Annotated in this window: 14 protein-coding genes and 1 pseudogene; 5 read left to right on the top strand and 10 right to left on the bottom strand. The window is 71.8% G+C overall.

The window, feature by feature from the left end:
- Positions 1–43 precede the first annotated feature (43 nt).
- Positions 44–926 (bottom strand): annotated as a pseudogene (locus GGE06_RS24285) (DUF2382 domain-containing protein).
- A gap of 149 nt (positions 927–1,075) precedes the next feature.
- Positions 1,076–2,188 (bottom strand): ABC transporter substrate-binding protein, encoded by a 1,113-nt coding sequence (locus GGE06_RS24280; protein ID WP_184931706.1) that lies wholly within the window; start codon positions 2,186–2,188, stop codon positions 1,076–1,078.
- A gap of 230 nt (positions 2,189–2,418) precedes the next feature.
- On the opposite strand from GGE06_RS24280, the gene GGE06_RS24275 reads away from it, so the two are divergent.
- The 3 genes from GGE06_RS24275 to GGE06_RS24265 all read left to right on the top strand — a co-directional run bounded on the left by GGE06_RS24275 (position 2,419) and on the right by GGE06_RS24265 (position 3,889).
- Entirely contained in the window at positions 2,419–2,940 is a 522-nt protein-coding gene (locus GGE06_RS24275; protein ID WP_221518507.1) for a hypothetical protein, read from the top strand.
- Positions 2,941–3,223: 283 nt separating this feature from the next.
- Positions 3,224–3,391 carry a hypothetical protein gene (locus GGE06_RS24270; RefSeq protein ID WP_181924787.1) on the top strand — a complete coding sequence of 56 codons (168 nt, stop codon included), beginning with the start codon at positions 3,224–3,226 and terminating at the stop codon, positions 3,389–3,391.
- A gap of 45 nt (positions 3,392–3,436) precedes the next feature.
- Positions 3,437–3,889: a DUF5709 domain-containing protein gene (locus tag GGE06_RS24265; protein ID WP_116164469.1), complete on the top strand. Its 453-nt coding sequence runs from the start codon at positions 3,437–3,439 to the stop codon at positions 3,887–3,889.
- A 124-nt stretch (positions 3,890–4,013) separates the two neighbouring features.
- Here GGE06_RS24265 and GGE06_RS24260 read toward each other — a convergent pair whose 3' ends face one another.
- On the bottom strand, positions 4,014–5,165 hold the full coding sequence (locus tag GGE06_RS24260) for a PucR family transcriptional regulator (RefSeq protein ID WP_181924788.1): 1,152 nt from the start codon (positions 5,163–5,165) through the stop codon (positions 4,014–4,016).
- A 160-nt stretch (positions 5,166–5,325) separates the two neighbouring features.
- Here GGE06_RS24260 and GGE06_RS24255 point away from each other — a divergent pair, with 160 nt between their 5' ends.
- Positions 5,326–6,813: a long-chain-fatty-acid--CoA ligase gene (locus GGE06_RS24255; protein WP_184931705.1), complete on the top strand. Its 1,488-nt coding sequence runs from the start codon at positions 5,326–5,328 to the stop codon at positions 6,811–6,813.
- A gap of 51 nt (positions 6,814–6,864) precedes the next feature.
- Here the strand turns inward: GGE06_RS24255 and GGE06_RS24250 are convergent, their stop codons facing one another.
- The 3 genes from GGE06_RS24250 to GGE06_RS24240 are packed head-to-tail and all read right to left on the bottom strand — an operon-like array spanning position 6,865 to position 9,206.
- Entirely contained in the window at positions 6,865–8,016 is a 1,152-nt protein-coding gene (locus GGE06_RS24250) for an alpha/beta hydrolase (RefSeq protein ID WP_184931704.1), read from the bottom strand.
- A 33-nt stretch (positions 8,017–8,049) separates the two neighbouring features.
- Positions 8,050–8,475: a tautomerase family protein gene (locus GGE06_RS24245; protein WP_116164477.1), complete on the bottom strand. Its 426-nt coding sequence runs from the start codon at positions 8,473–8,475 to the stop codon at positions 8,050–8,052.
- 29 nt (positions 8,476–8,504) lie between these two features.
- A complete protein-coding gene (locus GGE06_RS24240) occupies positions 8,505–9,206 on the bottom strand; it encodes an SDR family oxidoreductase (protein ID WP_116164479.1) in 702 nt (233 codons plus the stop codon).
- A 94-nt stretch (positions 9,207–9,300) separates the two neighbouring features.
- On the opposite strand from GGE06_RS24240, the gene GGE06_RS24235 reads away from it, so the two are divergent.
- Positions 9,301–9,783, top strand: coding sequence for a winged helix-turn-helix transcriptional regulator (locus GGE06_RS24235; RefSeq protein WP_116164480.1), 483 nt, complete (start codon positions 9,301–9,303; stop codon positions 9,781–9,783).
- 33 nt (positions 9,784–9,816) lie between these two features.
- Here GGE06_RS24235 and GGE06_RS24230 read toward each other — a convergent pair whose 3' ends face one another.
- The 4 genes from GGE06_RS24230 to GGE06_RS24215 all read right to left on the bottom strand — a co-directional run bounded on the left by GGE06_RS24230 (position 9,817) and on the right by GGE06_RS24215 (position 14,604).
- The gene (locus GGE06_RS24230; RefSeq protein WP_116164482.1) at positions 9,817–11,028 is read right to left on the bottom strand and encodes a PucR family transcriptional regulator; all 1,212 of its coding nucleotides are present in this window, start codon (positions 11,026–11,028) and stop codon (positions 9,817–9,819) included.
- Positions 11,029–11,242: 214 nt separating this feature from the next.
- The gene (locus GGE06_RS24225; protein WP_116164484.1) at positions 11,243–12,184 is read right to left on the bottom strand and encodes a hypothetical protein; all 942 of its coding nucleotides are present in this window, start codon (positions 12,182–12,184) and stop codon (positions 11,243–11,245) included.
- A 43-nt stretch (positions 12,185–12,227) separates the two neighbouring features.
- On the bottom strand, positions 12,228–13,856 hold the full coding sequence (locus GGE06_RS24220) for a DUF6801 domain-containing protein (protein WP_184931703.1): 1,629 nt from the start codon (positions 13,854–13,856) through the stop codon (positions 12,228–12,230).
- Positions 13,857–13,974: 118 nt separating this feature from the next.
- Complete coding sequence (locus GGE06_RS24215) at positions 13,975–14,604, bottom strand: hypothetical protein (protein WP_116164488.1); 630 nt, start codon at positions 14,602–14,604, stop codon at positions 13,975–13,977.
- Positions 14,605–15,214: the final 610 nt, after the last annotated feature.

Genomic DNA, 15,214 nt, shown 5'->3' with positions numbered 1-15,214 from the left:
CCGGCCCGGGGTGCGGGCCGGACGGGCGAGGACGGCGTGCGGGTCACTTGCCGCGTCCCTTGCCGGGGTCCTCGGGCAGGTCGACGGTGTCGTCGGCCTCGACCTCGATGCGCTCCTTGCGCACCTGGCCGGTGACCGTCTCCTCCTCGGTGACCTCCTCCGTGCGGAGACCGACCCGCTCCACGGGGACGGTCCGGGTCTCGACGACGGGGTGCTCCTCGTGGAGGGTCACCTCGCGCTCGGCCTCGGAGATCTCGGTCCCGGACACGGCCTGTTCACGGTCGGCGTCCGTGAGGGGCTCGCGCTCCACGCGTACTTCCTCATGGCGTACGGGTACGGTCTGCTGCACCTCTTCGGTGACGACGTACTTGCGCAGCCGGACGCGTCCGCTCTCGAACCGCTCGGTGCCCACGTGTATCTGTTCCTCGGACCGGGTCATCGCGACGTCGCCGGGCGAAGCGTCGGTACGCGCGGTCCCCGGGGTCCGGACCTCGAGACCGGCTCCGTCCCGGCCGCGCATCCCGGCGGCGCCGGCGGTTCCTGCGGCACCGGCAGCGCCGTGCGCCCAGCCCGCCTCGCCCGGCTTGTTGGCCCGCTGCCACGCTTCGTCCCACGCGATGCCGTAGTACGAGTGGAGACGCTGTTCCTCGCGCGTCGAGATGGCCTCCGCGGTCGACGTCGACGTGCGGAGAGTCCTTCACCCGGTCCTTCGGGTAGGGGACCTTCAAGTGGTCGTCGACCATGGCGGCGTCCTTGATCGGCACGAAGGACTCGCTGGTGCCGAACAGTCCGGTCTTGACGGTGACCCATTCGGGGCGGCCCGTGACGTCGTCGACGAACACGTGCTTGGCGTCACCGATCTTCTTGCCCTCGGTGTCGTACACGGGGTGGTCTATGACGGTGGCGATCTGCTCCTGGGCGATCATGTTCACCCTCCTGGTGCCGTCGCCCATGGGGCGACCAGCCAGGGAATCCGGGTGTGACCGCCCTGAACGCCATTGATTTCGTTGAGTGTTGTCCAGTTGATCGTTTAATTGAAAGGCCCTGGAGCCTGGTTCGCCGGACTCCACCCTCCTCAGCCGACGTGGAGGACGCGCAGGCGGTCCGGGTCCGCCGGGTCGCGGTCGACGACCTGGACGGGTGCCCACGTCCACTGCCAGACGCCGATGCCCGGCGTACGGGAGAACCGGATCGGCCCGCGCGTGCCCTCCGCCTCGACGCGCGCCCACGCCCCGGCGACGGCCGCCCGCTCCGTACCGTGGGCGCGGAGCGCCGCGGCGAGGACGGTGACGGTGTCCCAGCCCTCGAAGGCGACGAAGGAGGGCGCTTCGCCCAGCCGCTCGCCGAGCTCCTTCCCGACGCGCTCGCCGAGCGGGCCGAGGCGCTCGGGCAGGTAGCGCAGGAACGGGATCCCGGCGCCGCTCTCACCCAGCGCCTCGGCCCATCCGGCGAACTCCGGCTGTCCGGCCGGAGCGCCGATCAGCAGCTCCGCGAGCCGCCGGTCGCCCCGCACGGCCCGGACGATCGGCACCGCCGGTTCCGGACTGCCGACCAGCAGGAGGAGCGCCGTGGCGCCGTGGACGACGAGCGCGTCGCACAGCGCCTCGGGAGTGAGCGCGGTCGTGTCGAGCTCGACGACGGTGCCGCCCCGGGAGGCGAGGTGCTCCCGCAGGATGCGGGTGCCCGTCGCCCAGTAGACGCTCGGCTGGGTCGCCACGGCGATCCGGCTCCGGCCCGAGGCGAGGAGGTGGTCCGCGTAGATCCGCCAGCCGCGGGACTGGGCCGGGGCCAGCCGCGCCACCCACTCCGTCGGCTCCTCGGTGAGCGCGTCGAGCACCGCGGACGAGCAGAGGAACGGCACGCCGACGACGTCGGCGCGGGCGGCGGCTGCGCGGGCGACGACGCTGTGGTACTCGCCCACCACGGCGGCCACGCCCAGGCCGGCCAGTTCGTCCACGGCAGCCGCGGCCCGCTCGTGGTCGGCCGCGGTGTCACGGACCAGCAGCTCCAGCGGCCTGCCGCCGATCCCGCCCGCGTCGTTGACCTCACGCACGGCCAGGTCGAGTCCCGCGAGGAGATGCCGGCCCGCCTCGACCCAACCGGGCCGCGTCAGCGGGACGAGAGCGCCCAGGCGGACGGGCGACCCGTCCACGGGCTCGGCGGCGGACGGAGAAGGCGGCGTGTTCATCGGGGCGGTGTCTCCTGGGGCGATGCGGTCGCGGTCCGCCCGGGCGCGCACCGGCCGGGGGCGGCCGGTTCGGGCGTACCCGGGTGATCATGCCGAGGGTTCAGCTGAAGAGGAAGGGTAGGGGAGGGGAACTTCCCGGACCCTTCGTGCGTTCCGGAGGGCGACCTGATCGTTTTCTGTATGTGACGCGGCGGCGAGCCGTCGTCGGGGGAAGTGAGCAACCCGTGACCATGGTGGGCCTGTTCTGGATCGCCGAGGGCGATGTGTACGTGGGCGCGAAGCCGTCCGGTGCGGCGCCCGGGGTACGTCTGACCAGCGACGGCGTGCTCGCGCTCGGCGACGGGCAGGCCGGCATCCACCTGTGGGAGGACGTACGCGCCCTGACGGTGGACGACGTCCCGGTGAAGTCCCTGAAGCGGCAGGTCGGCGTGGTCACGGAGGTGGCCCTCGACATGGTCATGAACCTGGCCCTGACCGTGGGCCCCGGCCGGCTCGGCGAGGCCCCGCCGTTGATGACGATCGACCTGGAGACGGACGACGGCGAGTACGAGCTGAAGGCCTACGTGGCCGCGGCCGTCGGCTACACCCCGGCCGAGGCCGAGCTCTCCCGCGCCCTCCTGTCCCGCCTCACGGAGGGCGCGGCGACCATGGCCACGACCCTGGCGGCGATGTCGGAGTGGGGCCGCACGTGGGAGGGCGGCACGCCCCGCACGGCCCAGCGGGAGGAGCTGCTGCGGGAGTGGGTGGGCTAGGAGGCCGTCACGCCGGGGGTCTCTTGTCGCGCCGGACACATCGGGTTGCGCTTGCCCCGGAGGCGGGGACGATGGAATGAAGAACAGGGATTCGACGCCTGTCGAAGGCCCCGCACCAGGGATGTGCGACCCGGACTGACGTGAGGTGCCGCCGGGCGGGGGCCGCGGTCGCCTCGTGCCGCCGGTGTGCTGTACCAGGACGGCCCGGGGCGGCTGGTCCCCGCCATGGTCGGCCACACACCCGAAACGGCCGGCATCGACCGCACTCCCCTCAGGAGGCGTCATGACCGAACCCGACGATCCACTCGGAGTCTGGACGGGTCGGTTGCTCCGGCTCGGCGTCGGCATCTCGCCCGACGAAGCCCGGAGGTTCGTGCACGACCTGTACGCGCAGGCCCAGTCCGACCTCGACGAGGAGAGGGCGGAGGCCGACTTCAAGCGAGAGGAGTGACCCCCAGGCGCGTGCCGTCGTCCCGCTGGAGGAACGGAGTTCCACATGACCGAGCCGGAAGCGTGGGGCGATGACGTCTACCAGCCCGACGGCAGCGAGGTCCAGGAGGACACCGGTGTCCTGGACTACGAGGACACCCTCGAAGGGCCGATGGGCGACCCGCTCGACGAGGGGTACTCACCACCGGAACGGCCCCGAGGGGTCCAGCACGCGGGGGTGACCGCGGCCGAACGGCAGCGCGGCGAATCCCTCGACGAGCGCCTGGCCGAAGAGGAGCCCGAGCCGCCTCTGCCCGACGGCGACGGCCTCGGCGACACGACGGACACCGACGGGGAGCTCCTGGACGACCAGGTCGGCGGTCGGCGCGCGGGCCGCCTCATGTCCGAGGACGAGGGCACGCACTCCATCAGATCGGAGCTGAACGCCCGGGACCTCGGCCTCGCCGGCGGCGCGGCCTCCGCGGAGGAAGCCGCGATGCACATCATCGACGAGGAATGACGCCGCGAGGAATGATGCCGCGAGGAATGACTCCGCGGGGACCGACTCCGCGAGGAATCGCTCAACGGGGACCGGCACGGCGAGGAACGACCCCGGCCAGGTAGGACCACGCGCGAGCACAGACTCAGTGCGCCCCCCGATTGCGTACCGCGAGGAGCGCCGCGCCGAAGTCCGCCGCCGCTCGCGGATCCGAGAGGGAGCGGCCCGTCAGCTCCTCCACGCGGCGCAGGCGGTAGCGGACGGTGTTGGGGTGGACGAACAGGCTCCCCGCCGCGCCACTCGCCGAGCCCGCTGCGGCGAACCAGTGCTCCAGGGTGCGCAGGAGTCGGGACCGCTCGGCGGCCGGAAGGTCGAGCACCGGCCGGAGGACCACCTCCGTCAGGTGCGCCGCCTCGGCCGGGGCCGCGGCGACGACCATGGCCAGCGGATCGTCGTCGAAGCGGGCCACGCCGGGGCCCGTTCCCCCGAGACCGGCCAGCGCGAGACGCGCGAAGCGCAGAGCCTGAGGCGTGTCCTGCAAGGAGTCGAAGCGCGGGCTGAAGCCGACACGGGCGCGCGTCCGGCGCAGGATGCGCAGACACGTGGTCTCCGCCGCCTCCGTGGGCAGGGCGATCAGGGCGAGCTGCTCGTCCGGCAGGAGCCTCCACGCCGAGGGCAGGTTCGCCTGGCGCAGGGCCGTCTCCGCCCCGGTGAGCGGTTCCTCGCCGGGAGCGCCGGCCTTCGCCGCCGCGACCGCGTAGGGCCCGTGCTCGGGCAGCTCCAGTTCGCGGGCGGCTTCCCACAGCGTGCGGTCCGTGACGACGCCGGTGAACACCGCCGCCACCAGGGCCGAACGCCGCGCCTGCCCCTGCGAGGTGAGCTCCGCGGCCGCCTCCCGATAGGCCACGGCCACCGCCTCCGCGTACAGCCCGGACAGCGCCCAGAACTCCGTCGACTCCGAGAGCAGCAGGTCGCCGGAGACCTCGGGGTGCGTGCGGGCCTCGGCGAGGATCTCCGTCCACAGGAGTTGCGAGCCGATCCGGTACGCGTGGAGCGTGTCCGCGAGCGGAACCCCCTGCTCGGCGCGGAGCCGTCCCGTCTCGCGGGCCGAACTCGCGTCGGGAGGGCCGCCGAGGCGGAGGTGGCTGAGGATGAGGTCCGCGTTGGCCGTGCAGGAGCGGCGCAGGGAATCGAGGGGGATCAGCGACTCGTCCCTGTACGCCTCGACGTCCGCGCGGATCCGCAGCGCCATGCGCTCACCCAGCTCCGGTAGCCCTGCCAGAAGCGTCGCCGCCACACCCGAAAGGATCACCTCCGCAGCTTAACGTCCTCGTATTGTGCTCCGGAACAATCCAGGAGGGCGTGCGTTGTCACGTCGGCCATAGGTCGCGACCGCAGGCGCCTGCAAGATGTCGACGATGTAAACAGTCGGTGGTTGCGGGTAACGGAGGCGGGTCATGGCCAATCTGGCAGGGTTCCTCGTGGAGACGGCCGGGCGGCAGCCCGAGCGCCCGGCGCTGCGCCTGGGGGAGCAGGTCATCACCTACGGGGAGCTGGACGAGCGCAGTGCCCGCGCTGCCGCTCTGCTCCGGTCCGAGGGCGTACGGCCCGGGGACCGCGTCGCCCTGATGCTGCCGAACGTCCCCGAGTTCGTCGTGCTGTACTACGGCATCCTGCGCGCCGGAGCGGTCGTCGTTCCGATGAACCCGCTCCTGAAGACCCGGGAGACGGAGTTCCACCTCGCGGACTCCGGCGCGGTGCGGCTCTTCGAGTGGCACCAGGCGCCGGGCGAGGGCGCCCAGGGAGCGGCCGCCGCCGGAGTGGCGCACACCGCCGTCGAACCCGTCGCGTTCGCCGCGACACTGGCCGAGCAGGAGCCGCTGGCCGAGGTCGCCGACACGGCCGACGACGACATGGCCGTCCTGCTCTACACCTCCGGCACCACCGGCCGCCCCAAGGGCGCCGTCCTCTCCCACGCCGGGCTGCGGCACAACACCGAGGTCAACACCGTCCACATCCAGCAGATGACGCCGGAGGACGTGGTGGTGGGCTGTCTGCCGCTGTTCCACATCTTCGGGCAGATCTGCACCATGAGCGCGGCCGTCCGCAGCGGCGCCTCGCTCGTCCTGATCCCGCGCTTCGACCCCGCGGCCGTCCTGGCGGCCATCGCCCGCGAGCGCGCCACCGTCTTCGAGGGCGTCCCGACCATGTACGCGGCGCTGCTCCAGCACCCCTCGGACGCGGACGTCTCGACGCTGCGGATGTGCATCTCCGGCGGCGCATCGCTGCCGGTCGAGATCCTGCACGGCTTCGAGCGGCGCTTCGGCTGTCCGGTCCTCGAAGGCTTCGGCATGTCCGAGACCAGCCCCGTGGTCACCTTCAACCACCCCGACCGGCCCCGCAAGGCCGGTTCCATCGGCACCCCCATCCGTGACGTCGAGGTACGGCTCCTCGACGACAAGGGCCAGGACGTGGCCCCCGGCGAGATCGGCGAACTCGCCGTCCGGGGGCCGAACGTGATGAAGGGGTACTGGAACCGCCCGGAGGAGACCGAGGCGGCCCTCCCGGACGGCTGGCTGCGCACCGGCGACCTCGCCCGCGCCGACGAGGACGGCTACCTCTACGTCGTCGACCGCAAGAAGGACATGATCATCCGCGGCGGCTACAACGTCTACCCGCGCGAGATCGAGGAGGTCCTCCACGAGCACCCGGCCGTCGCCCTCGCCGCCGTGATCGGCGTCCCGCACGCGGAGCTCGGCGAGGAGGTCGCGGCCGCGATCGTGCTGCGCCCCGGCGTCCAGGCGCTCCCCGACGAGCTGCGGGAGTACGTCAAGGACCGCGTGGCGGCCTACAAGTACCCGCGCAGGGTGTGGCTCGTGGACGCGCTGCCGCTCGGGCCCAGCGGCAAGATCCTCAAGCGGGAGATCACCGTGCCCGTGGGGTGAGGACGCCTTCGGCCGTGCCGCGCCCGGCCTCTCGCCGGCGCGGCACGAGCCTCATTCCCGGGTCGGCTCCTGCGTCCTGCTCCGGGTCCAGCTCGCGAACCGCTCGACGGCCTCGACGACGTAGTGGGTGCGCAGGGACTGGAACATGTCGAAGTTGTGCTGCGTTCCCGGGAGTTCGGCGTAGGCCACGGGCTGGGCGGAGTGCCGCCCGAGCTCGTTCGCGAAGTGCCGGGCGTCCTCGGCGAGGACGAGGGTGTCCAGTGCCCCGTGGACGATGAGGAACGGCGGGGCGTCGGCGTGGAGATGGGCGAGCGGTGAGGCGGTGACACGGCCGTCGTCGTCGGCGGTGCCGTAGTAGCCGTAGAAGGCGACGACCGCGTCCACGGAGGTGTCCGCGTCCGGGAGGCCCGGCTGGAGCTGAGGGTCGTTGGCCGTCAGCGCCGCCGTCGCCGCGAGGTGGGCGCCTGAGGAACTGCCGGTCAGGAGCAGGGTGGAGGCGTCCGCCCCGTACGCGGCACCGTGCGTGCGGACCCAGTGGATGACCCGCTTGACGTCGAGGAGCTGATCGGCGTACCGGGCGTGGCGGCGCAAGCGGTAGTCGGCGCTGACGCACACCCAGCCCTCGGCGGCCATCCGGTGGAGCAGGGCACGGCCTCCGAGCATCTTGTTGCCCGTCCGGAAGGTGCCTCCGTGCAGGTAGACCAGCACGGGGGCGCCTTCCGGCGCGTGCCGCCCCACGTAGACGTCCAGGAGCTGGCCGCGCCCGGCGTCGCCGTAGCGGATGTTGCGGACGCGGCGCACGTCGGGGCGGAAGGAGAGGAACGGCAGGAACAGGATCCGTGCGAGCGGCAGGCGGAAGCGCCGGTGCCGAGGCCGCCCGGGCCCGATGGCCTCCCGCAGCGCCGCGTCCAGGACGGGGCGTGCGGTGCGGGCCCTCACCGCGAGGGCGGTCAGTACGGCGGCGGGGACGGCGACGACACCCGTCGCGATCCACCAGCCGGGCGTCCACGCCGTGGTGCCGATGAGGGTCGGCAGGGTCCCGGCGGCCAGCCAGTAGAAGGCCAGGAACGGCTGCTCGTTGACCAGGTAGCCCAGCGCGAAGCTCAGATTCCACGGGCTCGAGTGCCGCGGCCGGGGCGGGCGCAGCGCGAGGAGGCCGAAGAGCGTGACCATCGCGCTGGTGGTGACGAACGTGGCGGACATGGGCGGGCCGTCCCTTCCGGCGATCCGGTGCGGTCAGTAGGGCGTTGCCGCGTTCTGCCGCGCCCACTGCCGTTCGGTGTCCGAGCCGCCCGGCGGAGGCACGAGACCGTTGATCATCCAGAGTTCCTCGCTGGTCTCGTCGACGTGGAACTCCCAGTGGAGACCGGCGTGCCGTTCCAGGTGGGGGCGGAGCATCTCCCTGATCCAGAGGGCGGTCCTGCGCCTGCTGTCCTGGTCGGGATTGCGCCGGGCGATGTGGTCGACGGCGATGCGGACCCCGACGGGGGAGGGCTCCCCGCCGACGTAGAAGTCCTCGGGCCGCGTCTCGTGGAACAGCGTGACCACGTAGAAGCGGGGCAGGCCCGCCTTCTCGTAGTGGTCCGCGATCGTCGACGCGAGCCGGTGCTTCTCCTCGGCGGTGAAGATCCCGGGGGTGTGGTGAACGGTCCACAAGGGCATGGCGGTTCTTCGCTCCTTCGTGAGGGGGGTCAGCCGGCGGCCGGGACGACCAGGTGGTCCACGGGTCCGGAGAGCGCGGACTTGACGGCGACGCTGACCTCGTCGGCGAGCACCTCCGTGTCCCCGGCCTCCAGGCCGTCGACGATCCGCGCGGCGACGTCGGCGGGCTTGGCCTTGGTCCGCTCGATGGCGGCGACCATGTCCGTGTCGATGAATCCGGCGTGCACGCCGACGACGTGCGTGTGCTGCGGGGCGAGTTCGAGCCGGAGCGAGTTTGTCAGCGACCACGCCGCCGCCTTGGAGGCGCCGTACGCTCCGCTGCCCGCCAGCCAGGACAGTACGGAGTGCATGTTCACCAGCGCCCCGCCGCCGTTCGCCGCGAGGACCGGCGCGAACGCCCGGGCCACCCGCAGCGGCCCGAAGACGTTGACGTCGAACGTCTCGGCCACCTGCGCGAAGTCACCCGTGAGCAGCGGTGCGGGGTGCAGGACCCCGGCGTTGTTGAACACGATCTCGGCGTCGGCGGCCAGCTCCGCGAGGGCCGCCACCGACTCGGCCGAGCGGACCTCGAGCGCGACGGGCACCACCCGGGGGCGCTCGTCCGCGTACGCCGAGCGCGCGGTGGAGTACACCTTGGCCGCCCCGCGCGCCAGCACCTCGTCGACCAGCGCGGCGCCGAGCCCCCGCCGCCCGCCGGTCACCACGACCACCTTGCCCGCCACCGTCACCACGACACACTCCCCATCTGGATAACGACCTCGTTAGTCAGATGCAAGCACGGCAGGGCTGGGTAACGCAAGCATTAGTTACAATGAGGGGGTGGCGATGAGGTTCGAGAAGCGATTGAGCGACCGGGACGCGTGGTCGATCGGCGACGGGTGCTCGGCCGGCCGGGTGCTCGATCTGCTGAGCACCCGGACGGTCTTCATGGTCGTACGGGAGTGCTTCTATGGCACGACCCGGTTCGAGGACTTCGTGACCAGGATCGGCACCTCCGCGCCCTCGGTCTCCCGCGCGCTCAAGCAGCTGGAGGCGGCCGGGGTCGTGGCGCGCACGCCCTACCAGGAGCCGGGGCGGCGGGCGCGCGACGAGTACCGGCTGACCGGGGCCGGCGAGGACCTGCTGCCGGTCTTCCTCTCGCTGATCCGGTGGGGTGACGCGTACCTCCAGGACGGCCACCCCCCGCTGGCCTTCGTCGACGCCGACAGCGGCCGCCCGCTGAGCGTGCGCGTGACCGCGGACCCGGCACCCGATCCGTCCTCCGACGACATCGAGATCCGCGTCCACCCCGACTGGCGTCGCGACTGACTCCCATCCTTCGCTACGGGGGGCGTACGCGGATCAGTCCGGCTGCTTCCTGCCGTGCAGGTGCAGCGAGCGCAGGGCCGCTTCGAGGGCGAACCGGTGATCGGGATCGAGGAGCCGGTCGCCGAAGTGGTTGTCCAGGTTCCGCAGTCGGTAGCGCACCGTCTGGGCGTGTACGCCGAGCAGCTCCCCGACCTGCTCGGCGGGGGCCCGCGTGGAGACGTGGACGCGCAGGGTCTCGATCAGCCGCTCGCGCCGGGTGCCGGACAGCCCGTCGAGCGGGGCCAGTTCGCGCGCGGCGAGATGGGCCGTGAGCGCCGGGTCGGACAACAGCCACAACGTTGTCAGATGCTCCTCGCAGTGTACGAGGGGGGCGTCCGCGACGACGCCGTCGTCGATGAGGGTCAGGACGCGCCGGGCCCAGCGGATGGAGTGCGCCGCCTGCACCGGCGGCACGGTCAGGCCGACGACGGCGGCGGTGCCGGCCAGGGCGGAGTCGAGCATCGCGAGGCGCTGCGCGGTGAGCGGGCCGGGGATGAGCAGGTGCGGCTCGGGGAGGGTGAGGTCGGCCAGGACGTCCCGGTCGAGGCCCGCCTGGACGAGCTCCGCGACCGGGGGCCGTAACGCCACCATCGTGCACTCGGAGGGGAGTTCCCAGGAGGCCTCCTGGCACAGCTCGGCGATGGTGGCCCGGGGCAGCGGCGGGCCCGCGACCACGAGGTGGAGCAGCTGTCTTCGCAGCGCCGCGACATCGGACACGGCCCGGGCCTGGACCATGAGGTACCCCTCGCGGGAGAGGGCCTCCAGCTCGTCGACGTAGGCGAAGAGGGCGTCCGCGAAGGCCAGGATCAGCGTGGGGGAGAGGTTGTACGTGCGCCCGATGCTCTTGGCCCTGCGTAACGCGATGCGCGCGCCGAGCCGGTAGGCGCCCTGAAGGGTGTCGAGGTCCCGGCCCTCGTAGGCCTCCACCCGGCCGAACTTCCGCAGCAGTTCGTCCCGCAGGGCCGAGTTCCGCCCGGGGTCCGCGACCCGCTCGACGAAGGCCGCCAGGGCCTGCTCGACACCCTGGCGGATCGCGTCCGAGTGGGGCCCCTTGAAGAGGTGGGCGTACACGGGGTACGCCCGCTGGACCTCCACGCCGATCTCCTTGATGAGGCCGGGGATCTCCGGTCTCATCAGGGCGGCGAACTCCCTGGGAAGCGGATCGAGCGGCTCGCCGACGTTCGGTGACTGTGCGATTGCGGGCATGGACCGATCCCTTGCTCTCCTGCGCGACCGGTGGGGAGCGGCGGGGCGGCGCCCCCCTCGTGGGGTGGGCGCCGCCATGGCCGTCAGGTGCGTACCAACGGGGACTGCTGAAGCTAAATCAACTGCTGTGTGCTGTACACAACTTGCGCAAGAGTTGGTGGCCCGGGAGCCCGCAGCATGCCGGAGTAGGCCGGGAATCGCCCCTGGGTGGCCGTTACTTGACGGCCGAGTGCCAGTTCCGCGAGAAGATCGTGCCGGCGTCGGGGGCGACGACCCCGGGGGCGAAGAGGCCGGTCAGGTAGGTCTGGGTGTTGTCGAGGGTGATGCTGTTCCTGCCGGCGGCGGAGGGCAGTCCGGTCTTGAGGTTGACCGCGCCGTTGACCAGGCCGAGGCCGAGGCCGCAGCCGCTGGCTCCCGGGACGGCGAAGGTCTTGTCGACCTGGGTGGAGCCGAGGATGTTCAGGCGGCTCATGTCGCCCTCCTCGTTCGCGGTGCCGTCGCCGTCGAAGCGCTCGACGGAGAACTCCGGGGCGGTGAGGTTGCTCGGGCGCAGCACGATCGGGTTCGACTTCGTGCCGATGTAGCAGTTGCTGCCGAGGAACGGGTTCTGGAGGTGGATGCGGACCGGGATCCGCACGATCGGCATGTCGGTGAGGACGCCCGCGATCTGGTCGAACTCCGAGGGCGTGCCGACCGATTCCACGGTGGCGGTGATCTTGTTGAGGTTGGCGTCCGACAGCTGCCGGCAGATGTCGGTGATGAACGGGATGTCGCTCGGACACATCAGCCCGAGCAGGCCGCCGGGGACGGTGGCGGAGTCCGCGATGAGCGAGCCGGCGGGCGGGGGGACGACCGTGTTGGTGCCGTCGGCGTTCTGGATCACGCCGATCTGGAGGTTCGTCCGCCCGGTGAGGACGGTCGTGTTGCCGAGCTTGATGGAGCCGCTCGCGGACGAGGACGACACGCACTGCGGCGACTTGTCGAGACCGTCGCTGGCGAGCATCGCGGGGGCGTCGACGGGACAGCGGTCGAACGGCGCCCAGCCGCCGTTCAGCTGAGGAGCGGCCGCGGTCGCCGTGCCGACGGAGACGAAGGCGCCGAGCGCGGTCAGCGCGGAGAGGGTGGCGAGTCTCGTGCGGGAGGAGACGAGGGACATGGCGGATGCCTTCCGTCGGGGGTGGGGGACAGGGTGGGGCGGTTCAGCGTTCGGGCTTGGGGACCACGTACGGCTGAAGGTCTTCGGTGCACTGGCCCTCGGTGGGTACCTCCACGGCACAGGTCTGGCCCTGGATCTGCTTGATGTAGTTGCCGGGGCCGGAGATGGACGCGGTGAGGAGCCGGTCGAGGTTCTCGCCGCCGGCGCCGCAGCCCTTGAAGGCGGGGATGGTCACCTCGCCGGTGAGCGGGCCCCCGCCGGTGAGGAGGTAGCCGGTGGCGTCGGTGCCGTTGATGAGCTGTCCCTTGCCGAGGAGCACGAGGTGGTCCCCGGGGTACTTGGCGGGGTCGGGCTCGGGGGAGGTGAGCGACTTCTCGGTGCGGCAGGAGGGGCCGACGTCCAGGCGGGTGCCGTTGATCCGGACGTCGAGCACGCGCAGGACGAGGCGGGCGCGGACGTAGGTGTCCGAGAGGTTGTCGGGGAAGGCCAGGAGGACGTCCGAGTCGACGGTCAGGGGACCCGTCTGCTCAAGGACCATGGTGGCCGTGGCCGGTGCGAAGCCGAACGTCAGGAAGGTGGCCTTGAACGGCGGGGTCTGCTTGCGCCCCTGGTAGGACAGGTTTCCTGTCGACGGAGTGAGGAGGTGGAAGCTTCCGTCCGGCCGGGGGTCGAACACCGGGTCGCCCTGCTCGATCAGGACACACGACACCGGAATGACGTTGGCGCCGTTCAGCTTCCGCACGTTGGAGTAGCCGGTGATGTACGCCGAGAGCGAGTGGGAGGTCGGATTCTCGGTCACGCAGGGCGGTGCGGCCGGCCGGGCCGCCGGGGTGCCGGGCGTGTTCTCGTCGGCGGCCTTCGGGCCCTTGTCCACCTGCCGTCCGATGCGCGGGCCCTTCGGGGCGTGGTCCCTCCCGTCCGCCGTTCCCGGCCTCACCGGGACCGCCCGTCCCGCCGAGGAGGACGGCAGGGAGGAGGGGGCGGAGGAAGGGGGCGGCGCCGAAGGGGCGGACGGCGACGCGGGTGGTGTGCCGGGTTCCCCGGTGCCGGCGCCGACGGGGATGGTGGCGAACGGCGTCCGGTTCTCCGGGGCCTGCCCCGGGACACAGCTGACCGAGAGGGAAGCGGGGACGGTGGGCGTGGCCTCGGCCGCGCTCGGGGCGAGATCGAGGGCGAGGCCCTCGGCGGAGAGGGTCAGATCGCCGGCGGCGTCCGTCGTCAGGGTCGGTACGTCACCGGTCGTGGTGAGCACGAGAGGCCCGTCGGCGGGGACGTCCACGGGCTGCGCCGTCCCGCTCCAAGTGGCCTCCGCACGCTGCTCGTTCTGGGCCACGCCGACCGCGAGCCGTGACTCGGCCCGTACGGTGGCGGCCTTGAGCGCGGTGAGGTCGGCCACGGCCGCCGCGGGCAGTTCCACCGTCGTGGTGACGTCGGCCGGCCGGATCTCCTCGCCCGGGGCCACCCGCTCCGGGAAGGCCGCCGCGATCCGCACCGTCGCGGGCTGCGGCCCCGAGGGGAGGGTGCAGACGTAGGGCAGCGCGGCGTCGACCTTCAGCGTCCCGACGGCGACGGCCGCCGCCGGCAGCAAGGGGGCGAGCGCCACGAACGCGGCGATCGTCGCGCCGCGCACACGGGCGCGGGAGGAACGAGGGGTGGGCCCGGGGCCTCTCATCTGGTGCTCCGCTCGGTCGTTCGTGTGCCGACGGGGAAGGAGGCCGGCGAAGGGTACGCGCAGGCCCGCGCCCGCCCGGCCGGGGTCGCCGGCCGGACGGACGCGGGTTCCTGCGTCCTTACGGGTTGGAGCCGACGATCGTCGGGATCGCGGTGCCCGCCTTGAAGAGGTACGTGCCCTTGAAGGTGGGCTTGGCGCCGACCGGGACGGCCGAACCGCAGCCGGTCGACGAGACGACGGTGAGCTCGCCCGCCAGGCTGTTGACGGCGAGCGCGCCCGTCGAGTTGGTGTACGTGCCGGACGCCTTGCCCGTCACGCGGAAGACACAGGCGCCGACGGTCACCTTGGCGTCGACGTTGCCGACGTAGCCCTTGGTGACGCCGGTCGCGGCCGTGTAGTCCTGCGCCACGATCGTCCAGGGAGTGGTCGCGACGGTGGTCACGGGGCCCAGCACGCTGGTGCAGGGCGCACCGCTGGCGCCGAAGGCGATGGAGGTGATGTTGCCGACGGTCGCCGGGTTGCCGGTGGTGCTCTGGCCCGTGCCCGCGCCGTTCGACTTCGTACACGTCATGGCGATGCCGTTGACGCTGAGGACGATGTTCCCGCTGTTGACCGCGGTGATGCTGGCCGGGGACGGGCTGACGGTCCAGACCGTGGAGGCCACCGCGGACGCGGGGCTCATGGTCAGGGCGAACGCTGCCGAGGCGGCGCCGGCGACGACGGCGAGGTTTCTGATCGGCTTCTTCATGGCTCTGGGACTCTCCTTGGGGATTGACCGGCAGAGGGTGGCCGCGGTGGGGGTCGAGCGGCCGGCGGCCCGGCATTTCTCGGCCGCGAAACCAGACGTTACTTGCGGGAAACTTAGCTGAACAATGGCGCAGTCCAAGATTCTTTGAAGAGCCTGAATTGCCTGTCAAGTGGGTGAGCGATGGCGTGAATCCTCTTGGTTCCGGGGTGCGTAATGTCGACATTTATGATCGATCAGACAAGCCCGGGAGGCGTATTGGCACTCGTCGGCCGATCGGGAGCCCGGTGGATGGCCCTATTGCTCTCACCGGTGACAGGTCGGAGTGCGGAACTGTCTCCCGGCTGACAAAAGTTCCCCCGCTTGAATTCGGCCCGCGAAATCTCCGGATCCGGTATTGCCGTGAGAGGTTACTCGGCCGTAACGTTCCCCGGGCCGACGCTCGGCCGCAGGTCGGCGCGGCACTCTGTCTCCGCGGAGACAAGAACCGACCCCGACTTTGTCTGCGCGGTGACAAATACCGGATCGGATCAAGGATTTTGCGCCACACCTATTGTCCGGGTGATCGACACCGGCTTAACGTGCGCCCGCAGCGCACGCCCGACGCACGCTT

It is taken from the genome of Streptomyces nymphaeiformis, from assembly GCF_014203895.1.
Classification (GTDB): Bacteria; Actinomycetota; Actinomycetes; order Streptomycetales; family Streptomycetaceae; genus Streptomyces; species Streptomyces nymphaeiformis.
The sequence above is the reverse complement of the archived record's forward strand: the minus strand, read 5'-3'. Positions and strand labels throughout refer to the sequence as shown.